We start from the raw sequence: 18,495 nt of genomic DNA, 5'->3' as shown, positions 1-18,495 counted from the left end.
TGGTTGCATGGCGCCTTTTGTCACGCCCGAACAGGGCGCACGGCTACGCGCGGGTGCGCCAGGCTTCGGCGCGCTGCGTCAGCATGGCCGCGAAGGCGCAGAAGATCGCGCGCATCTGCGGCGGCTTGTAGGGAAACAGCTCCGGCGAATCCATATTGTGGACCACCGCGGTATTGTCCGCCTCGAAGATCAGCAGCCGGCCATCTTTGGTCTCGGCGACGTCGGCGGTGAAATAGTCCAGCGCGACGCGCTCAGCCATGCCGTCCAGCGCGGCGCGGTGCCGGGCGCCGAAGCCTTCATCGAACTCGGTCAGAAAGCCGGCCTCCTCCTGCCGCTTGCTCTCGCTGAACGACATGCCGGCGTTGAGATACCAGATCTTCCACTGCTCGGAGATCGCCATGTGGCAGGCGAACACCCGGCTGTCGACGAACACGATGCGGTATTTGCGGAACTGGCCGTCGGCGCTGGAATAGTCCACGAAGCGCGAGATGAAGAATTCCGGCTCGCGCCGCGCGGGCTCGGCGAGATAGGCACCGAGCGCTTCGGCGTCCTCGAGCTTCGCGAGGCCAACGCCGGCATGCGAGCCGCGCGGCCGCACGATCACCGGAAAATCGGTACCGTCCGCCACCGAGGCCAGCCGGGCGCGGCCGGCCGCGACCTCGTCGAGCCGCGCGCGGGCGACGCCGACCGTCGCGGGAATGTCGATGCCGGCGATGTCGTGCAACAGCCGGTACAGCTTGTCGCGGTCGAGATTGCCGATCCGGCCGGGCGGGTTTAGCAGCGGGCGCGGCCAGCGCGGTGCGAGACGATCGATCTCGGCCAGTGCTGCGCGGCATTCCTCGGAGTCGGACGCCACCACGATGGCCACGTCGTGCTCCGGCAGCGGCGACGGCAGCTCCGTGCCCTCCACCACATAGAGCGTCGTCAGCTCGATGCCGGAATCCTCCAGCAGGAAATCGATCGGTGTGTTGCCGCCCATGTCGATCGCGGCGGCCAGCGCCAGCACGCGCAGCCGCGGCGGCTGCGTATCGCACGGCGAACGAAACAGCCGGTGCTGGGCCAGCACCTCGTCCTGGATCGCCAGCCCGTTCGGCTTGTCGCCGAGCAATTGCGTCAGCAGCGACAGGTCGATGCCATGGCCCGCATCGGCGGTGCCGTTGGCGACCTTGTCCATCAATTCCTGCCACAAGGGCCGCAAATCGACGCCCTCGAACGCCATCTGGGTCAGGGTCGCAAAGCCGATGCGGGGAACCGGAAGGGTGGCGGAAGCGCCGATCGGGAGCGGATCAGATGTCATCGGATGTCTCTCGGAATCGCGGGGCGCACGAACGACGCCAGATTCCTTGGTAGGGCGGGTTACTTAACGTTGCGTTTACCATGTCCCGCGGGCGTGCCCGCGAAGGGTTCGACGCCCCCCGGGCCGCGAGAAGCCCCCGTTTTGCCGCGATTTCCCGGACTTTTCCTTGACTCGCCGACCTCGCCGGCTATAAGTCCCGTATCCGGCGCAGGTTTTCCTCGCGCCGATTGTTTTTGCGCGTCGGCGGCAACGTCCGTCCTTCCGCAGAAATTCGCCGAAATCCTTCAGGACCCGGCGATGCCCTTAACAAGAACAACAAAAAGCCGACCCATCGAGGTTGGATCGAAAACGAAGGAATATACTGATGTTCGCAGTCATCAAGACCGGCGGGCGGCAATACCGCGTTGTCGCTGAAGATGTGCTCGAAGTAGGCAAGATCGAAGGCGAAGTTGGAACGATCATCCAGCTCGGCGAAGTTCTGGTGCTCGGCGGCGATACGCCGGTGCTCGGACTGCCGATGGTCGCAGGCGCCACCGTGGCGGCCGAGGTGCTGTCGCACAAGCGCGGCCCGAAGATCATCTCGTTCAAGAAGCGCCGCCGCAAGAATTCGCGCCGCAAGCGTGGTTACCGCGACGAGATCACCGTGCTGCGGATCACCGAGATCCTGGCCGATGGCAAGAAGCCGACCGTCGGACCGCGCCCGAAGCGCGAGAAGGTCGTCAAGCCGGCCGCCGTCGAGGCTGAAGACGCCGCATAAGAAACCCTGGCGCGGCATCACGCCGCGACAAGTTGAAAATATGTGAGATCGCGCCCCACAGGGATGTGATCTGGAAAACCTCAAGATTGGAGACGGGCTATGGCTCATAAAAAAGCAGGCGGTTCATCGCGAAACGGTCGTGATTCGGCAGGCAAGCGCCTCGGAATCAAGGCGTATGGCGGCGAGCGCGTGATCCCCGGCAACATCATTGCGCGTCAGCGCGGCACCACCTGGCACCCCGGCCTTAATGTCGGCATGGGCACCGACCATACCCTGTTCGCCAAGGTAGAAGGCCACGTCCAGTTTCGCGCCAAAGCCAACGGTCGCACCTTCATTTCGGTTCTGCCGATTCTTGAAGCCGCGGCCGAGTAACACGGTGGACACATTGGAGTCCGCCGGGTCCTGTTGAACCCGCGGACGCCACAGAGGCTCCAAAGGGGAGGCGGGAAACCGGCCTCCCCTTTTCGTTTGGTGCGCAAAGCGCCAAGGAGCCCGAGATGCTGCAGGATATCCCGACCCCGACGCGGCTGGAACCGCACGCCGCCGGTTGCGTTCTCGAGACCGCGCGCCTCGCGCTGCGCAAGCCCACGCTCGCCGACGCCAAAGCGATTGCCCATCTCGCCAATGATCGCCGCATCGCGGAGATGACCCGCCGGCTGCCGCATCCTTATTCGGAGGCGCACGCGGTCGACTTCGTCCAGTCGCTGCATGGCGGCAGCGACACGGTGTTCCTGATCGAACAGGATCGCCGGCCGATCGGCATGGTCGGCGTCGACTGGCGCCAGCCGGACGCGCCGGAGCTCGGCTACTGGCTCGGCGTCGATCATTGGGGCCAGGGTTTTGCGACCGAGGCCGCGCGCGCGGTGATCGACTTCACCTTCGAGGAATTCACCATCGAGCATCTCGCCTCCAGCGCCCGCGTCGCCAATCCGGCGTCGCGCAACATCCTGGAGAAGTGCGGCTTCCAGTGGATCGGCGTGCAGTTGCACCGCTTCGAGGCGATCGGCTCCTCGACGCCGGTGGACTGCTTCAAGCTCAGCCGCTCGGTGTGGTCGTCGCTTAAGCACTGGGGTACGTCGACGAGACGGTGATCACTCCGCAACGTTCCGTCGGCAGCCAGGCGGCGCAAGGGAGTGGTACTCGCCACCCACCTTGCGCCCGTTAGCCGCCGTTAATCGATCGCTCACCAACAATTCGTATTGTCGCCAAACCGGGTAGATCCCCGGATACGCGAACTTCTCTACCTGCCGTACTAATAGATATCAGACAGGGAGATCGACATGCCGGACTCATCAAATCAGTCGCTGGTCGAAGGCCGTGACGTGCCGAACGCTTTCCAGCATGTGCTGGACCGTTTCGAGCGCGACGAATTGAAGTTGCTGGCCGACGACCGCAAGGATCGTGAGCAACGGATGATGGAGCGCTTCGCCACCGCCAGGCTGGAACTGACACCCCAGAAATAGGCCCATCCCGTCGCAGGCAGGCACGACCGTTCGGCGCGCCCCGCGTTCACGCCACCGGCGGACTCACTTCCGGGACGTGACCGAGATTGCGTTCGCGCAGGAAGATATAAAGCCCGGCCGCGACGATGATCGCGGCCCCGATCAGCGTCGCCATTGACGGCAGGTCACCGAACGCGACGTAGCCGAACAGCACCGCCCAGATGATCATCGTATATTGATACGGCACCACCACGCTCGCCGGCGCCAGTTTCAGCGAGCGGTTGACGCATAATAGCGCGCAGACCGACGTCACGCCGCCGAACAGGAACATGGCGGTGTCTCCGAGGCCTGGCGTCACCCAGCCGAACGGCGCCATCACCGCGCCGAAGGCGAGCGAGCCCATGAATTGCGTCGAGGCCAGCACCACGTCGGGTGCGGCGCGCAGCGTGCGCGTCAGCAGCATCAGGGCGGCAAACGACGCGCTGCCGCACAACGCGATCAGCGCCGGCCAGGTGAAGCTCTCCGGTGACGGCTGCAACGCGATCAGCACGCCGCAGAAACCGACCGCCACCGCGCTCCAGCGCCGCCAGCCGACCTGCTCGCGCAGGAAGATCGCCGAGCCTGCGGTGACGAAGATCGGTACCGCGAGATAGAAGGTGATGACGTCGGCGAGCGGCAGATACACGGTGGCGGCGAAGAACGCGGCGACATCGACGGTCGAGAGCACCATCCGCACCAGTTGCAGCCGCGGCCGCTCGAGCCGGAAGAACTCCGCGCGATACCGCCAGATCGACGGCGACAGCACCAAGAGGGCCGCGATCGCGCGCAAAAACAGCAACTGCCCGACCGAATGGTCGATGACGAGGTATTTGCCGATCGCGTCGCCGAGCGAGAACAGCCCGATCCCGGCCAGCATCAGGCCGATGCCGGCGAGACGCGCGGTCCGCTCGTCGGCGGCAGTGGAAATGGTCGCAAACATGCCTAGATGGACCTGTAGAAGAGCCCATCACGACAGGGCTTGGTTAACAGCGGCACGCGTCCTCTACGACGCAGCGCGCGCGGCAGCAAGGCCCGCAAATGCGGGCTTTTCACGGCTCAAAGCCATGAAACGGTTGCCGCCACCACCCCCCTGCGATACGGATACACCATGAAATTTCTCGATGAAGCCAAGGTTTACATTCGCTCCGGTGACGGCGGCAACGGCTGCGTGGCGTTTCGCCGCGAGAAGTACATCGAGTTCGGCGGCCCCTCCGGCGGCAACGGCGGACGCGGCGGCGATGTCATCATCGAAGTCGTCGATGGCCTGAACACGCTGATCGACTATCGTTACCAGCAGCATTTCAAGGCGCCGAAGGGCACCAACGGCATGGGCAAGGACCGCCACGGCGCCAACGGCAAGGCCGTGACGCTGAAGGTCCCCGTGGGCACGCAGATCTTCGACGAAGATCGCGAGACGCTGATCCACGACTTCACCAAGCTCGGCGAGATCTTCGTACTGGCCGAAGGCGGCAATGGCGGCTTCGGCAACGCGCACTTCAAGTCCTCAACCAACCGCGCGCCGCGCAACGCCAATCCCGGCCAGACCGGCGAAGAACGCTGGATCTGGCTGCGCCTGAAGCTGATCGCGGATGCCGGCCTGGTCGGCCTGCCGAATGCCGGCAAATCGACCTTCCTCTCGGTGGTGTCGGCCGCCAAGCCGAAGATCGCCGACTATCCGTTCACGACGCTGCATCCTCAGCTCGGCGTGGTCGATGTCGACAGCCGCGAATTCGTGCTCGCCGATATTCCCGGCCTGATCGAGGGCGCCCATGAAGGCGCCGGCCTCGGCGACAGATTTTTGGGCCATGTCGAGCGCTGCCGCGTGCTGCTGCATCTGATCGACGCGACCAGCGAACATGCCGGCAAGGCGTACAAGACTGTCCGCACCGAGCTCGAGGCCTATGAAGGCGACCTCGCCAACAAGGTCGAGATCGTCGCGCTCAACAAGATCGACGCGGTGACGCCCGAGCAGTTGAAGCAGCAGAAGGATCGCCTGAAGCGCGCCGCGAAGAAGACGCCGCTGCTGATCGCGGGCGCCACCGGCGAAGGCGTCAAGGAGGCGTTGCGCGCGCTGGTCGCCGAAATCGGCGAAGCGCCGGTATCGGACAAGGCCAAGGCCATGAACGCCTCCGCGCCCTGGGCGCCGCTGACGAACTAGAGTTCAAAGATGAATCCGAATGCGAGCAGCGACGCTCAGTCACCTCTCCCCGTGGGGGGAGGTCGGATTGCGGAGCAATCCGGGTGAGGGGCCGGGGCGCCATCGATAGGCCGGTGTCCCCGCACCCCAGCCCTCTCCCCAACGGGGAGAGGGAGCGCGCCGTCGGCGCTTCGCATTGATCGTTGGTCAGCTTCATCTACTGTCGGCATTCCGAACCAACAAAGCCCCGCCATGTCCTCCCCGTCACTGAACAACTTCCGCCGCATCGTCATCAAGGTCGGGTCGTCGCTGCTGATCGATTCGGCCAAGGGCGAGGTGAAGTCGGCCTGGCTGACGGCGCTGGCCGCCGACATCGCCAAGCTGCATGCCGATGGTCGCGACGTGCTTGTGGTATCGTCCGGCTCGATCGCGCTCGGCCGCAGCCGCTTGAAGCTGCCGCGCGGCGCGCTGAAGCTGGAAGAGAGCCAGGCCGCCGCCGCCGTAGGCCAGATCGCGCTGGCGCGGATCTGGTCGGAAGTGCTGGGCGCTCACGGCATCGGCGCCGGCCAGATTCTCGTGACGCTGCAGGATACCGAAGAGCGCCGCCGCTATCTCAATGCGCGCTCGACCATTGCCAAGCTGCTGGAATGGCGCGCGGTGCCGGTGATCAACGAGAACGATACCGTGGCCACCAACGAGATCCGCTATGGCGACAATGACCGCCTTGCTGCCCGCGTGGCCACGATGGCCTCGGCCGACCTGCTGGTGCTGCTGTCGGATATCGACGGGCTGTACACCGCGCCGCCCGGCTCCAATCCCGACGCCAGGCTCATTCCAGTCGTCGAGTCCGTCACCGCCGAGATCGAGGCCATGGCCGGCGCCGCAGAGTCCGAATTATCGCGCGGCGGGATGTATACCAAGATCGAGGCTGCCAAGATCGCCACCACCGCCGGCACCCACATGGTGATCGCCTCCGGCAAGGTCGATCATCCGCTGCAGAAGATTGCCGATGGCGGCCTCTGCACCTGGTTTCTCTCGCCCGCCAATCCCGTCACGGCGCGAAAACGCTGGATCGCCGGATCGCTGGAGCCGAAGGGCACGCTCACCATCGACGCCGGCGCGGTCAAGGCGCTGCGCGCCGGCAAAAGCCTGCTGCCGGCCGGCGTGATCCGCGTCGAGGGCCATTTTTCACGCGGCGATGCGGTGCTGGTGCGCGGCCCCGATACCCACGAGATCGGCCGCGGGCTCGTGGCGCATGACGCCGAGAATGCCGAGCGGATCAAGGGCCACACCTCGCCGGACGCGATGCGAATCCTGGGGATCACCGGCCGCGCCGAGATGATCCACCGCGACGATCTGGTGATCGGCGTCGCGCCGCATTGAGCTATTTCACGTGTAGCAACGAGATCCCCGGTCGTGCATTATCGCCGGATTGCATTGTTGAACGGATAGTTGCCATGACAAGAATCGTATTGATGATTCCGCTACTGCTTTTCGCATCTGCGGCGGCGGCGCAGGACAATACCCAGCAGTCGGCCTGCGCGCGCGACGTTTCCAGGTTCTGCCGCGCCAAGATGAACGACGGCGACATGGTCGTGCTCGGTTGCCTCAAGGAAAACCGCAGCAAGCTCAGCAAGGCCTGCTCGAAAGTGCTGGCCGACAACAACCAGTAATCAGCCACTGGAGCCGGCAGGCGTTGCCGCCGGCAGCACATCGCCGGCGACGCGGTCCGGGGTTTCATCCTTCCAGCGCACCGAACCGAACGGCCGTTCCAGCATGCGGCGAACGCGGATCGGATCCGGGCCGAGATGATAGTCCGCGGCGCGCTGGTACAGTGCGCGCTCCGACTGCGTCGAGCGGTTGCGCTGCCGCAGGAAGTCGAGCCAGGTCGGACAGTGATAGCGCTCGGTCCATAATTCGGGATCGGCGATGTCGCGGGCGATCGACCAGCCATAGGCGCCGTTGCGCTGCCGCGAGAGCTGGACATCCTGCATTACCCCGTGGAAGGCGCGGGCCCGCTCCTGATCGATACGGTACTCGATCTCCACCACCAGCGGTCCGCTGCGCCCGGTGAGGTGCAGTTGCACCTCGGGATCGTCGAGCATGCCGGCGTCCTCGTCGCGGACGCCGATCGGCGGCATCTTCAGCCACAGCCCGAGCAAGGGTGAAGCAAACATCGCCGCGCCCGACGCCAGCAACGCGAATTCGACGCCGAACATGTCGGTCAGAAAGCCCCAGCCCCAGCTGCCGATCGCGATGCCGCCGGCAATCGCGGCCTGGAAGGCGGCGAGCGAGCGCCCCGCGACCCAGCGCGGCGCCGACAGTTGCACGCCGATATTGAACAGCGCGATGGCCATCATCCATACCGATCCCGCCACCACGAGCGCCGCAGCCGTGAGCACCGGGTCGCGGCTGACGGCGATCCCGGCGATGGCCACGCCCATGACCAGCGCGCAGGCGCGGATCGAGGCCTCGCCGCCGAGATATTTTCGCACCGAGCCGATGTTCAGCGCGCCGATCACCGCGCCCATGCCGAACGCGCCGAGCATGATGCCATAGGTTTGCGCGCCGCCGTGCAACAGGTCCCGCGCCACCAGCGGCATCAGGGCCGAGACCGAGCCCCCGCAGATGCCGGTGATCAGCGTGCGCATCAGCACGATGCGAATCGACGGCGAATTGGCGATGTAGCGCACGCCGGAGACGATCGCCCGACTCAACCGCTCACGCGGCAGCCGCGACGCCTCGGTGTTGCGCCGCCACAGAAACAGCACCACCAGCAGCGGGATGTAGAGCACCGCATTGGCGGCAAAGGCCGCGACGGCACCGGCGGTCGCGACGACGATACCGCCGATCGCAGGGCCGAAGCTGCGCGCGATATTGTAGCTGATGCCGTTCAGCGCCACCGCGGATGGCAGCACCTCCGGCGGCACCTGCTCGCCGACCGAGGACTGCCAGGCCGGGCCGAACAGCGCCATGCCGCTGCCGATGACGAAGCAGAACGCCAGCAGCAGGTTCGGCGTCACCGCGCCGCTCCAGTCCAGCAGCGTCAGCGCCGAGGCGCCGAGCAGCGAAACCGCCAGCGACGCCAGCGAAACGAGGCGGCGGTCGTACATGTCGGCGACCGCACCGGCCGGCATCGCGATCAGCATGATCGGCAGCATCAAGGCGGTCTGCACCAGCGCCACTCTGTCGGCCGACGCCGTCATCTGGGTCATCGCCCAGGCCGCGCCGACGCTCTGGATCATCAGGCCCAGATTGGACAACAGGCTGGCCAGCCAGATCCGGCGGAACACGGGAAAGCGCAATGGCGCCGCGATGCCGTCGGTGGCGACGATTGGTCTGGACACCGGCGTCTTCATCCCCTGCCGCTTTCTGAGAAGCTTCCGGCGCGTTGGTCATCCGCCGGTCATGACACTGTGATGCCTGCAAATCCGAGCGGCTGTCCAGTAGCGCCGCGTCTAGGCGGGCCTGCGCGATGCAGATACCGTCGTCTAAAATACGATTCGGGAGGTTGCATGATGATGTCGCGGCGAACGATCTTGTTGGGAGCAGCGGCGCTGCCGCTGGCGGCCACGGCGCTGGTCTCGAAGGCCGCGGCCCAGACCGGAACCGGCACCATCACTTCCCCTTCCGACATTCCGCCGATCCTGTTCGTGCATGGCAATGGCGATCACGCCGCGCTGTGGATGACGCAGCTCTGGCGCATGGAATCCAACGGCATGGCGCGCGACCGCCTGATGGCGATCAATTTCACCGACCCGCTGTCGCGGAGCGACGACGGCGTGGAGCAGCCGAACCGTTCCTCCACCACGCAGCAGCGCCGCGAACTCGGCGAGGCCATTGCCGAGCTGAAGCGCCGCACCGGGGCTGCGCGCGTCGCCCTGGTGGCCAATTCGCGGGGCGGCTATGCCGTGCGCAACTACATCAGGAATGGCGGCGCTGCCGATGTCAGCCATGCGGTGCTGTGCGGCGTGCCCAATCATGGCGTCTACGCCTGGAGCGACAATCCCGGCAGCGAGTTCAATGGAAACGGCCCGTTCCTGCGGGAGCTGAATGGTGGCGAAGGCCAGGAGGTAACCGACGGCACCGCCTTCCTGACCCTGCGCGGCGACGGCACCGACAAATACGCCCAGCCGGACGGCCGCTTTGCCGGCAAGCCGGGGACGTCGACCGGCATCACCTCCGACGGCCCGGCGCTGCGCGGCGCCACCAATCTGGTACTCGGCACGCTCGACCACCGCGAGGTCGGCTTTCACCCGCGCGCGTTCCGCGAAATCTACAAATTCATTGCCGGTCGTGAACCAGCCCGCATCGCCGTCGAGGCCGAGCCAGCGGTGCGGCTCGGCGGTCTTGTCACCGGCATGGCCGGCGGCGTGCCGACCAACCGGCCGGTAGCCGGCGCCACCGTCGAGATTTTTTGCGTGGCGCCCGAGACCGGTGAGCGGATCGGCGGCGCCGTGCATCGCGCCACGACCGGCCCTGACGGCCGCTGGGGAACAGCGCAGGTCGAGCCGACCTGGCCGCTGGAAATCGTGCTCGCCGCACCCGGCGCACCCATCACCCATTTCTATCGCTCGCCGTTCCCGCGCTCGTCGGATGTCGTGCATCTGCGCCCCGGCCGGGCGCTGGGGCCCGCCGACGCCGGCGTCGGCGCCGTGGTGATGATGTCGCGGCCGCGCGGCTATTTCGGCCTGCCGCGCGACATCGTGGCGCTCGACGGCAAGGAGCCGGCCGACATCAAGGCTGGCGTGCCGACGGACTCGCTGGCCACCGTTCGACTTCCCGCCGCCGAGATCGGCCGGCCGGTGGTCGCCCTGTGCAACGAGGAGCGCCTCGTCGCGCGGGCCTGGCCGGCGGCGGAAAACCGCGTCACGCTGGCCGAATTCACCCTCTGAAGGCGCCATCATGGCGCCTGGATTGATAGCTTCACTGGGGCCATGAGCATCGCCGAGACGATCGACATCCCTGCCCGCGCGCCGCTGGTACCGCCGGCGCCGCCGCGGGCGCCGGAAAATATGGGGCCGTTTGGCCGGATGGCCTTGATGCGCAAGAGCGCCATCGACACCTGGGGTCAGCGCGCCTACGAGGACGACATCGTCAAGGGTCGCTTCTTCGGCCATGCCAGCTTCATCCTGAACGCGCCAGACGACATCCGCCATGTGCTGGTGGACAATTACGAGAACTACACCCGGACCCCCGCCGGCATCCGCGTGTTGCGGCCGATGCTCGGTGAAGGCCTGCTGCTGGCCGAAGGGCGCGCCTGGAAGCACCAGCGCCGCACGCTGGCGCCGGCCTTCACGCCGCGCGCGGTCAGCACACTGATCCCACACATGCTCTCGGCAATCGACGAGACGGTCGCCGAACTACACAAGGTGCAAGGCACGGTCGATCTCCGCGAGGTGATGCAGCGGATGACGCTGGAGATCGCCGGCCGCACCATGTTTTCCACCGGCATGGCGCGCCATGGCCGCGCGCTGCGCGACTTCGTGATCGACTACGGCATGAATTTGGCGCGGCCGCATTTCCTCGACCTGCTGCTGCCATTGGGCTGGCCGACGCCGCAGGACATTTCGCGGCACTTCTTCCGCAAGCGCTGGACCCGCTTCGTCGCGATGCTGATCGCCGAGCGTCGCGCCGCCGGCAAGCTTGAGGGCGCCCCGCCGCGCGACTTGTTCGACCTGATGGTCGCCGCACGCGATCCGGAAACCAACGACGCCTTCTCCGATGCGCAGCTAGGCGACCAGGTGGCGACCATGATTTTGGCCGGCCACGAGACGACGGCCACGGCGCTGTTCTGGGCGCTGTATCTGCTGGCGCTCGATCCGGAGACGCAGGATCGCGTCGCCGCGGAAGCCCACGCCGCCGGGGATGGCGCCGGATTCGAGGCCTTGAAATTCACCCGCGCGGTGATCGACGAGACGATGCGGCTATATCCGCCGGCCTTCCTGATTGCGCGTGCAGCCGCCGGCCCGGATTCACTCGGCGGCGAGGCTGTTGTCAAAAACGACGTGATCCTGATCGCGCCGTGGCTGCTGCATCGCCACGAGCGGCTGTGGGAGCAGCCCAATGCGTTCATGCCGGACCGCTTCATGCCGGGCGCGCCGGCGCCGGACCGCTATGCCTATCTGCCGTTCGGCGTCGGCGCCCGGGTCTGCATCGGCGCGCATTTCGCGCTGGTCGAGGCGACGCTGGCGCTGGCTAAACTGGTCGGCGCGTTTCGCGTCGAACTCGACGAGACCGAGCCGGTGCTGCCGATCGGCATCGTCACGACGCAGCCGAACCGCTCGCCGAAGTTTAGAATTTCCCGGCGCTAGCGAGAAGCACCGCCCTCTCCTGTCGTCCCGGCGAACGCCGGGACCCATACACGCCAGCAATCCAAGTAGAGCGTGATTGCCGTCGCTCTGCAGCTTCTCTTTCACTGACGGAGGTTATGGGTCCCGGCGTGCGCCGGGACGACACCGGGTTGTGAAGCCGTCTTTGACACGTTACCGAACAATCCTATCTATATCCGATGAGCGATATCCAAGCCCAACTCGACGCCCTTCAGAAGACTAGCGATCCCACCGTCGTCGCAGCGATCGGACAACTGATCGCGGAGGGCGCCGACGATGCGCTGAACCGCATCAACCTGCTCGACTTCGCCTCCCGGACCGGGCTGCCGGAGGAGCGCGTGATCTCCGGCTTCCTGCAGGCCTCGCGGCTCGGCCTGTTCGACCTCTCCTGGAACGTGCTGTGCCCGGGCTGCCGCGGCGTGCTCGATGCATTCGGCACGCTGAAATCGCTGCGCGACGATGACTATCATTGCGGCCTGTGCGGCAGCGACCATGCCGCCTCGGTCGATGACCAGGTCGAGGTTGCCTTCACGGTGTCGCCAAGGGTGCGCCGGATCGCGGCGCATGATCCGGGCGCGCTGCCGATCTGGGACTATTTCAAGCAGGTGTTCTGGAGCTCGGGCGTCGATTTCGATGCGGCGGCCTTCGCCTCCCTGGCCGACGAGATCGTGCTCGATCACCGCGAAGTCCCGGCCTATCGCCAGAACGAACTGACGCTGACGCTGCCCGAGCAGTTCATGATCGTGTTCGAACCGGTGACCCACGCCGCCACGTTCATCGACGTGCAGGGCGAGCCGACCGACGAGATCCGGCAGCTATCCCTGCAGTATGACGGCGCGCATCGGCCGACCGAGACGATCACACTCCGGCCGGGGCCGCTGCATGTGTCGTTCGACAACCAGACCGATGTCCGCGTGCTGCCGGCGGTGTTCGTCGCCGCCGACGCGCTCCATCATCTGCTCGGCCGGCGCAAGTCGTTCCTGACCGCCAAGCGGATGCTGACCAACCAGACCTTCCGCGATGTCTTCAAGGCCGACAATCTGACCATCGACCAGCGGCTTAAGATCACCTCGCTGACTTTCCTGTTCACCGACCTCAAGGGCTCCACCGCATTATATGACCGGGTCGGCGACCTCGCCGCTTTCGATCTGGTCCGCGCGCATTTCCACGCCCTGCTGGAGATCATCGCATCGGAAGGCGGCGCAGCGGTGAAGACGATCGGCGATGCCGTGATGGCGACCTTCACCCGGCCGGAGCAGGCGCTCGCGGCGGGCCTGCGGATGCGCGCGGCGATGGAGCAGCTCAACGACCAACGCGGCACCCGCGACCTGATGGTCAAGATCGGCATTCATGAAGGACCCTGCCTGGCCGTGATGCTGAACGAGCGGCAGGATTACTTCGGCCAGACGGTGAACATCGCAGCAAGGGTGCAGGGCGTCTCGAATGCGCCGGCGATCCATATCACCGGCACGGTGCGCTCCGCGCAAGGCGTCGAGCAGATGCTGCGCACGGCCGATATCGTGCCGATCGAAAAACACGCGGCCTTGCGCGGCATCGCCGACAAGGTCGTGGTCTACGAGATTCCCTGAATGTGCCTGTCGTGCAGGCATTGCGGAATCGTAATTTGCGGATCGGGAACCCGGGTGGCACGCTTACGTTCCTTACCCACGCTCCGACCGGGGCTATTCGACGGGGAATTTAGATGCTCGAAAAATTGCGTGACTTCATTGCCGAGGTCGTATCGCCGGGCTCGCAGACCCAGGAGTTTGATGATACCGGCTACCGGCTCGCTGCCACGGCCTTGATGATTCATGTGATTTCCCTGGACGGCGAACCCTCCGCGGTCGAGAAGGCCAAGTTGCACAGCCTGATCGAAACCCGGTTCGGGCTTGATCCCGGCACGGCCGACAGGCTGATCGCTGCTGCGACTCTGGTCGAGGGCGAGGCCGTCGATCTCTATCACTTCACCAGCGTGATCATGCGCGCGGTGGATGAACCCGGTCGGATCCGCATCATCGAGATGATGTGGGAGCTGGTGTTCGCCGACGGCCGGGTGTCGGAATTCGAGGAGAATGTGGTGTGGCGCGCCGCCGACCTGCTCGGCGTATCGTCGCACGACCGCATCGAGCTGAAGCGCCGCAGCGCCGGCGGCGCCGCGTTGGACGTGACGGCCTGACGCTCGGTCGGTACCTTGGTGCGCCTTCGCACTTGCGGTTGTTCCGTATCCCTATATTAAAAGAGGATCGTTCATTTCGAGACCCTGCCTGTGATCGTTTTCGCAAGAGCATCGCATTGTGACTGAGCGCGTGGCGTTGATCACCGGAGCCTCGTCGGGCATTGGCACCGAACTGGCCCGAGTGTTCGCGTCACATCGTCATAGGCTGGCATTGGTTGCCCGCCGCGCCGACCGACTGCAGGCGCTGGCCGACGAAATTGTCGCCCGGGGCGGCACGGCCCCGCTCCTGATTACCTGCGATCTCGAAGCGCACGATGCCGGCGACCAGATCGCCGCCGCCCTGACGCAGGCAGGGGTCGAGGTCGAGTATATCGTCAACGATGCCGGCTTCGGCATGTTCGGCCTCGCCACCGAGATGGACCGCACGCAGCAACTCGGCATGGTGGACGTCAATGTCCGGGTGCTGACCGACCTGTCGCTGCGATTTGCCGATAGCATCATCCGCAACAAGGGCGGCATCCTCAACGTCGCCTCGATCGCCAGCTTCATGCCGGGTCCGGGGATGGCGGTGTATTACGCCAGCAAGGCCTATGTGCTGCATTTCACCGAAGCGCTGCATCAGGAGCTCGGCTCCAAGGGCGTCCGCGTCACCGCGCTGTGCCCGGGGCCGGTCCCGTCCGAATTTCAGAAGCGCGCCGGTTTCGAGCCGGGGCTGGATTCGGCCATCCTCAATGTTTCGGCGGCCGACGTCGCCGAGGCCGGTTATCGCGGGCTGATGGCGGGCAAGCGCGTCGTGTTGCCGGGCCTCGGCATCAAGATGGTGCCGTTCCTGCTGCGGTTCTTTCCGCGGGGATTTGTGGCGGGGGCGGTGGCGAGATTGCAGTTGCGGAGGGCGTGAGGCGATTGAGCCGAGGTCCGCCTGCGCCCTTCGGGCTACGGCGCGACATCCTTCGCTTGCTTCGCTTTCGATGGGACTGAGTGGCTTGCCGAGCCGGAGCTTGCGAAGCAAGCGAAGGATGGTGGAGCCAGGCGGGATCGAACCGCCGACCTCGTCATTGCGAACGACGCGCTCTCCCAGCTGAGCTATGGCCCCGATGCGGACCGGCTGCGCACCGCGCGGTCTGCAATCGGCGCCATTTACAATCCCTGTTAACGGCAAGTCAAGAACGACCGCAATCGCCCGTTGTCATGGCGCTTTTGCCGCCCGGTTCCCTTGTTTGCAGGGGGCCGAGACGATATTTACCGGACAGTCGAATCCACGACCAACCCCGCGAGTCCTCCCCATCATGCGTGCCGTTCTCGATATCGTGCTGATCGTTCTCGATCTCTACGTCTGGCTGCTGATTGCCTCGGCGATCCTGTCCTGGCTGATCGCCTTCAACGTGGTGAACACCCGCAACCAGTTCGTTTCGGCGATCGCCGAATTCCTGTTTCGCATCACCGAGCCGGTGCTGGGTCCGATCCGCCGGGCGCTGCCGAGCCTCGGCGGCCTCGACATTTCGCCCATCGTGCTGATCCTGATCATCATGTTCCTGCAGCGGGTCATCACCTATTATATCTACCCGAACGTGATCTGACCTCGCCATGGCTGATCCCTGGCGCTACTCGGCCGACGGGATCAGCATCGCCTTGCGCGTGACGCCACGCGGCGGCCGCGACGACATCGACGGCATCGAGACGCTGTCCGACGGCCGCCCGGTAGTGAAAGTGCGGGTCCGCGCCATCGCCGAGGGCGGCGAGGCCAACCGCGCCGTCACCGACCTGCTCGCAAAGGTTCTCGGCGTGCGAAAACGCGACGTCCGGGTGCTTTCCGGCACCACCTCGCGGCAGAAGCAGGTCGCCGTAGACGGCGATCCCCGGAAACTCGGCGAATTGCTGCGCAGCATTACCGCAGCAAAGCCTGCAAAATCCAGCGAACAGGACCCGACATGACCGCCCGCATCATCGATGGAAAGATCATTGCCGCTGAACTGCGCGAGCGCGTCGCCGGCGAAGTCGCGCGGGTCAAGCGCGACCACGGCCTGACGCCGGGCCTCGCGGTGGTGCTGGTCGGCGCCGATCCGGCCTCCGAGGTCTATGTCCGCAGCAAGCACAAGCAGACCCAGGCCGCCGGCATGGCGTCATTCGAGCACCGGCTGCCGGCCGACGTGAAGCAGGCCGACCTGCTAGCGCTTGTGGCCAAACTCAACGCCGATCCCACCGTGCACGGCATCCTGGTACAGTTGCCGCTGCCCAAGGGGCTCGACACCGACGCCGTGGTCAACGGCATCGATCCCTCCAAGGACGTCGACGGGCTGCATCCCAACAATGCCGGGCGGCTGGCCGGCGGGCTGCCGGCGCTGTCGCCCTGCACGCCGCTCGGCTGCATCATCCTGACCAAGAGCGTGCATCCCTCGCTGGAAGGCATGAATGCCATCGTGATCGGCCGCTCCAATCTGGTCGGCCGGCCGCTGGTGCAATTGCTGTTGAACGAGAACGCCACCGTGACCATCGCGCATTCGCGCTCGCGCGATCTGGCGAAGCTCTGCGCGCAGGCCGATCTGGTCTATGCCGCGGTCGGCCGGCCGGAAATGGTGCGCGGCGACTGGATCAAACCGGGCGCCACCGTGATCGATGTCGGCATCAACCGGCTGCCCGGCGAAGACGGCAAGACGCGGCTGGTCGGCGATGTCGCTTATGCGGAGGCGCTGGAAGTGGCCGGCGCGATCACGCCGGTGCCGGGCGGCGTCGGCCAGATGACGGTGGCCTGCCTCCTGGTCAACACGCTGCGCGCCGCCTGCGCGATCCACGGGCTGGCCAAGCCGGCGGTTTGAGCGTAGCCCGGATGAAACCGTCACGCCGCTTCAGCGGCGGGACGATCCAATCCGGGGATAGCGGACAGGCCGGCCCCGGATTGCCATCCGGGCTACCGACCGCGCTTTCGAAGAGTGAAACCTACTTCTTCGCGGCCTTGGCTCGCTCCATGCCTTCGAGGATCAGGCGGTGGGCGTCGGCAGCATCGCCCCAGCGCACCACCTTGACCCACTTGCCGGGCTCGAGATCCTTGTAGTGCTCGAAGAAGTGCTGGATCTGCTGCAGGGTGATTTCCGGCAGGTCGCTGTAATTCTGCACCTTGTCGTAGCGCTGGGTGAGCTTCGAGGTCGGCACGGCGATGATCTTCTCATCCTGACCACCTTCGTCTTCCATCAGCAGCACGCCGACCGGACGGCAGGCCATCACGGCGCCGGGCACGATGGCGCGGGTGTTGGCGACCAGCACGTCGCACGGGTCGCCGTCGCCGGAGAGGGTGTGCGGAATGAAGCCGTAATTGCCCGGGTAACGCATCGGCGTGTAGAGGAAGCGATCGACGAACAGCGCGCCGGATTCCTTGTCCATCTCATATTTGATCGGCTCGCCGCCGACCTGGACTTCGATCACAACATTTACTTCGTGCGGCGCCTTGGCGCCGGTCGGGATTGCGTCAAGGCGCATCGGAAACTCCGGATCTGGAAACAATGATTGCGACAGGCGTAGCCCGCCACGCGGCCGGATTCAACGCCCGCAAAGGGCTGAATGGCCGAATAGATTTAATGGCTTAATTGGTCCAGGCGAAGGCGACCTTGTCGAGCGACTTGGCCCCGAAACGCTCCGAGGAGCGCGCCACCATGCGCCCGCCGAGGGCGCGGTAGAATTCGGTAGCGCCTTCATTGTCGGACAGGGCCCAGATCACCATGCTCTTCAGCCCGCTCTGCGCCAGATCGCGCTTGGCGGAGGTGAACAGCCGGCGGCCGAAGCCCAGGCCCTGGAATTCCGGACGCAGATAGATCTCGTAGATCTCGCCCTCGAACTGCAGGCTGCGGGCGCGGTTGCGGCCGTAATTGGCGTAGCCGGCGACCTTGTCGCCGAAGCACAGCACGCTGACGCGGCTGCCCTTACGGATCGCCGAATCCCACCATTGCGGACCGCGGCGGTTGATAAGCTTTTCCAGCTCGGCACCGGGGATCAGTCCCTGATAGGCCGAACGCCAGGCTTCATCATGCGTGGACGCCACCGCGGAGGCATCCGCAGCTTTGGCCGGTCGAACCTCGATCAGGGTTGTGCTCATGAGCCAATCAAAGCAAGTCAGCGCGCCGTGTTCAAGCTGTATCGTTAATTATAGGTTACCGTGTGGATTTCACGCATCAGTGTGCAATGCGAATGTTTCAAAAAAATACACTCCGGGTCCCAGCCGGGCGCTCGGGACAGTTCCGGCGGGCCGATGTGTCCAATTGCGAAACGGGCCATCGCCATGTCAGCGAATCAGACCGCGGCGGCGCAGGTGATTCGCGGTCGTGCG

20 protein-coding genes and 1 tRNA gene are annotated in these 18,495 nt (G+C 65.5%); 15 read left to right on the top strand and 6 right to left on the bottom strand.

What is annotated here, in order from left to right:
- Window positions 1-43: 43 nt before the first annotated feature.
- On the bottom strand, window positions 44-1,297 hold the full coding sequence (locus FIU28_RS02510) for an ATP-grasp domain-containing protein (RefSeq protein WP_143571524.1): 1,254 nt from the start codon (window positions 1,295-1,297) through the stop codon (window positions 44-46).
- 364 nt (window positions 1,298-1,661) lie between these two features.
- On the opposite strand from FIU28_RS02510, the gene rplU reads away from it, so the two are divergent.
- The 4 genes from rplU to FIU28_RS02490 all read left to right on the top strand — a co-directional run bounded on the left by rplU (window position 1,662) and on the right by FIU28_RS02490 (window position 3,517).
- Complete coding sequence (gene rplU / locus FIU28_RS02505) at window positions 1,662-2,054, top strand: 50S ribosomal protein L21 (protein WP_143571523.1); 393 nt, start codon at window positions 1,662-1,664, stop codon at window positions 2,052-2,054.
- Window positions 2,055-2,153: 99 nt separating this feature from the next.
- Window positions 2,154-2,426, top strand: a complete 273-nt coding sequence (gene rpmA, locus FIU28_RS02500) for a 50S ribosomal protein L27 (protein WP_143571522.1) — start codon at window positions 2,154-2,156, stop codon at window positions 2,424-2,426.
- A gap of 125 nt (window positions 2,427-2,551) precedes the next feature.
- Complete coding sequence (locus FIU28_RS02495) at window positions 2,552-3,145, top strand: GNAT family N-acetyltransferase (RefSeq protein WP_143571521.1); 594 nt, start codon at window positions 2,552-2,554, stop codon at window positions 3,143-3,145.
- Between the two features lie 189 nt (window positions 3,146-3,334).
- Window positions 3,335-3,517: a hypothetical protein gene (locus FIU28_RS02490; protein ID WP_143571520.1), complete on the top strand. Its 183-nt coding sequence runs from the start codon at window positions 3,335-3,337 to the stop codon at window positions 3,515-3,517.
- 46 nt (window positions 3,518-3,563) lie between these two features.
- Here the strand turns inward: FIU28_RS02490 and FIU28_RS02485 are convergent, their stop codons facing one another.
- Entirely contained in the window at window positions 3,564-4,475 is a 912-nt protein-coding gene (locus FIU28_RS02485; protein WP_143571519.1) for a DMT family transporter, read from the bottom strand.
- Between the two features lie 168 nt (window positions 4,476-4,643).
- Here FIU28_RS02485 and obgE point away from each other — a divergent pair, with 168 nt between their 5' ends.
- The 3 genes from obgE to FIU28_RS02470 all read left to right on the top strand — a co-directional run bounded on the left by obgE (window position 4,644) and on the right by FIU28_RS02470 (window position 7,345).
- Window positions 4,644-5,693 (top strand): GTPase ObgE, encoded by a 1,050-nt coding sequence (gene obgE, locus FIU28_RS02480; RefSeq protein WP_143571518.1) that lies wholly within the window; start codon window positions 4,644-4,646, stop codon window positions 5,691-5,693.
- 231 nt (window positions 5,694-5,924) lie between these two features.
- Window positions 5,925-7,055, top strand: coding sequence for a glutamate 5-kinase (proB, locus tag FIU28_RS02475; RefSeq protein ID WP_143571517.1), 1,131 nt, complete (start codon window positions 5,925-5,927; stop codon window positions 7,053-7,055).
- Window positions 7,056-7,129: 74 nt separating this feature from the next.
- The gene (locus tag FIU28_RS02470) at window positions 7,130-7,345 is read left to right on the top strand and encodes a hypothetical protein (RefSeq protein WP_143571516.1); all 216 of its coding nucleotides are present in this window, start codon (window positions 7,130-7,132) and stop codon (window positions 7,343-7,345) included.
- Here the strand turns inward: FIU28_RS02470 and FIU28_RS02465 are convergent, their stop codons facing one another.
- Window positions 7,346-9,031, bottom strand: coding sequence for an MFS transporter (locus tag FIU28_RS02465; RefSeq protein WP_143571515.1), 1,686 nt, complete (start codon window positions 9,029-9,031; stop codon window positions 7,346-7,348).
- A gap of 156 nt (window positions 9,032-9,187) precedes the next feature.
- On the opposite strand from FIU28_RS02465, the gene FIU28_RS02460 reads away from it, so the two are divergent.
- From FIU28_RS02460 to FIU28_RS02440, 5 genes are all read left to right on the top strand, one after another.
- Window positions 9,188-10,567: a hydrolase gene (locus FIU28_RS02460; protein ID WP_143571514.1), complete on the top strand. Its 1,380-nt coding sequence runs from the start codon at window positions 9,188-9,190 to the stop codon at window positions 10,565-10,567.
- A gap of 42 nt (window positions 10,568-10,609) precedes the next feature.
- Complete coding sequence (locus tag FIU28_RS02455; protein ID WP_143571513.1) at window positions 10,610-11,986, top strand: cytochrome P450; 1,377 nt, start codon at window positions 10,610-10,612, stop codon at window positions 11,984-11,986.
- A 197-nt stretch (window positions 11,987-12,183) separates the two neighbouring features.
- Window positions 12,184-13,593, top strand: a complete 1,410-nt coding sequence (locus FIU28_RS02450) for an adenylate/guanylate cyclase domain-containing protein (protein WP_143571512.1) — start codon at window positions 12,184-12,186, stop codon at window positions 13,591-13,593.
- Window positions 13,594-13,706: 113 nt separating this feature from the next.
- Window positions 13,707-14,180: a TerB family tellurite resistance protein gene (locus FIU28_RS02445; RefSeq protein WP_143571511.1), complete on the top strand. Its 474-nt coding sequence runs from the start codon at window positions 13,707-13,709 to the stop codon at window positions 14,178-14,180.
- Window positions 14,181-14,298: 118 nt separating this feature from the next.
- Window positions 14,299-15,078: an SDR family NAD(P)-dependent oxidoreductase gene (locus tag FIU28_RS02440; RefSeq protein ID WP_143571510.1), complete on the top strand. Its 780-nt coding sequence runs from the start codon at window positions 14,299-14,301 to the stop codon at window positions 15,076-15,078.
- Between the two features lie 119 nt (window positions 15,079-15,197).
- Here FIU28_RS02440 and FIU28_RS02435 read toward each other — a convergent pair.
- Window positions 15,198-15,273 (bottom strand) — tRNA-Ala (locus FIU28_RS02435).
- A 193-nt stretch (window positions 15,274-15,466) separates the two neighbouring features.
- On the opposite strand from FIU28_RS02435, the gene FIU28_RS02430 reads away from it, so the two are divergent.
- From FIU28_RS02430 to folD, 3 genes are read left to right on the top strand one after another with little or no spacing between them, the layout of a single operon-like run.
- Entirely contained in the window at window positions 15,467-15,757 is a 291-nt protein-coding gene (locus FIU28_RS02430) for a YggT family protein (RefSeq protein WP_143571509.1), read from the top strand.
- Window positions 15,758-15,764: 7 nt separating this feature from the next.
- On the top strand, window positions 15,765-16,112 hold the full coding sequence (locus FIU28_RS02425) for a DUF167 domain-containing protein (RefSeq protein ID WP_143571508.1): 348 nt from the start codon (window positions 15,765-15,767) through the stop codon (window positions 16,110-16,112).
- Complete coding sequence (gene folD / locus FIU28_RS02420; RefSeq protein WP_143571507.1) at window positions 16,109-16,993, top strand: bifunctional methylenetetrahydrofolate dehydrogenase/methenyltetrahydrofolate cyclohydrolase FolD; 885 nt, start codon at window positions 16,109-16,111, stop codon at window positions 16,991-16,993. The genes FIU28_RS02425 and folD overlap by 4 nt, the downstream gene beginning before the upstream one ends.
- A 121-nt stretch (window positions 16,994-17,114) precedes the next feature.
- On the opposite strand, the gene ppa is transcribed toward folD, so the two are convergent.
- The gene (gene ppa, locus FIU28_RS02415; protein ID WP_143571506.1) at window positions 17,115-17,651 is read right to left on the bottom strand and encodes an inorganic diphosphatase; all 537 of its coding nucleotides are present in this window, start codon (window positions 17,649-17,651) and stop codon (window positions 17,115-17,117) included.
- A 103-nt stretch (window positions 17,652-17,754) separates the two neighbouring features.
- Window positions 17,755-18,264 carry a GNAT family N-acetyltransferase gene (locus FIU28_RS02410; RefSeq protein WP_143571505.1) on the bottom strand — a complete coding sequence of 170 codons (510 nt, stop codon included), beginning with the start codon at window positions 18,262-18,264 and terminating at the stop codon, window positions 17,755-17,757.
- Window positions 18,265-18,495: the final 231 nt, after the last annotated feature.

The sequence above is a fragment of the Tardiphaga sp. vice154 genome (genome assembly GCF_007018645.1).
Taxonomy (GTDB): domain Bacteria; phylum Pseudomonadota; class Alphaproteobacteria; order Rhizobiales; family Xanthobacteraceae; genus Tardiphaga.
This window is presented reverse-complemented; position numbering and strand designations above follow the sequence as displayed.

Bases quoted from the DNA above. Each gene is read 5' to 3' on its own strand.
- FIU28_RS02455 (WP_143571513.1), top strand. From the start codon at position 10,610: ATGAGCATCGCCGAGACGATCGACATCCCTGCCCGCGCGCCGCTGGTA.
- obgE (WP_143571518.1), top strand. From the start codon at position 4,644: ATGAAATTTCTCGATGAAGCCAAGGTTTACATTCGCTCCGGTGACGGC.
- FIU28_RS02495 (WP_143571521.1), top strand. From the start codon at position 2,552: ATGCTGCAGGATATCCCGACCCCGACGCGGCTGGAACCGCACGCCGCC.
- FIU28_RS02490 (WP_143571520.1), top strand. From the start codon at position 3,335: ATGCCGGACTCATCAAATCAGTCGCTGGTCGAAGGCCGTGACGTGCCG.
- FIU28_RS02485 (WP_143571519.1), bottom strand. From the start codon at position 4,475: ATGTTTGCGACCATTTCCACTGCCGCCGACGAGCGGACCGCGCGTCTC.
- FIU28_RS02510 (WP_143571524.1), bottom strand. From the start codon at position 1,297: ATGACATCTGATCCGCTCCCGATCGGCGCTTCCGCCACCCTTCCGGTT.
- rplU (WP_143571523.1), top strand. From the start codon at position 1,662: ATGTTCGCAGTCATCAAGACCGGCGGGCGGCAATACCGCGTTGTCGCT.
- folD (WP_143571507.1), top strand. From the start codon at position 16,109: ATGACCGCCCGCATCATCGATGGAAAGATCATTGCCGCTGAACTGCGC.
- FIU28_RS02445 (WP_143571511.1), top strand. From the start codon at position 13,707: ATGCTCGAAAAATTGCGTGACTTCATTGCCGAGGTCGTATCGCCGGGC.
- FIU28_RS02465 (WP_143571515.1), bottom strand. From the start codon at position 9,031: ATGAAGACGCCGGTGTCCAGACCAATCGTCGCCACCGACGGCATCGCG.
- FIU28_RS02410 (WP_143571505.1), bottom strand. From the start codon at position 18,264: ATGAGCACAACCCTGATCGAGGTTCGACCGGCCAAAGCTGCGGATGCC.
- FIU28_RS02430 (WP_143571509.1), top strand. From the start codon at position 15,467: ATGCGTGCCGTTCTCGATATCGTGCTGATCGTTCTCGATCTCTACGTC.
- FIU28_RS02460 (WP_143571514.1), top strand. From the start codon at position 9,188: ATGATGATGTCGCGGCGAACGATCTTGTTGGGAGCAGCGGCGCTGCCG.
- ppa (WP_143571506.1), bottom strand. From the start codon at position 17,651: ATGCGCCTTGACGCAATCCCGACCGGCGCCAAGGCGCCGCACGAAGTA.
- FIU28_RS02450 (WP_143571512.1), top strand. From the start codon at position 12,184: ATGAGCGATATCCAAGCCCAACTCGACGCCCTTCAGAAGACTAGCGAT.
- FIU28_RS02425 (WP_143571508.1), top strand. From the start codon at position 15,765: ATGGCTGATCCCTGGCGCTACTCGGCCGACGGGATCAGCATCGCCTTG.
- proB (WP_143571517.1), top strand. From the start codon at position 5,925: ATGTCCTCCCCGTCACTGAACAACTTCCGCCGCATCGTCATCAAGGTC.
- FIU28_RS02470 (WP_143571516.1), top strand. From the start codon at position 7,130: ATGACAAGAATCGTATTGATGATTCCGCTACTGCTTTTCGCATCTGCG.
- rpmA (WP_143571522.1), top strand. From the start codon at position 2,154: ATGGCTCATAAAAAAGCAGGCGGTTCATCGCGAAACGGTCGTGATTCG.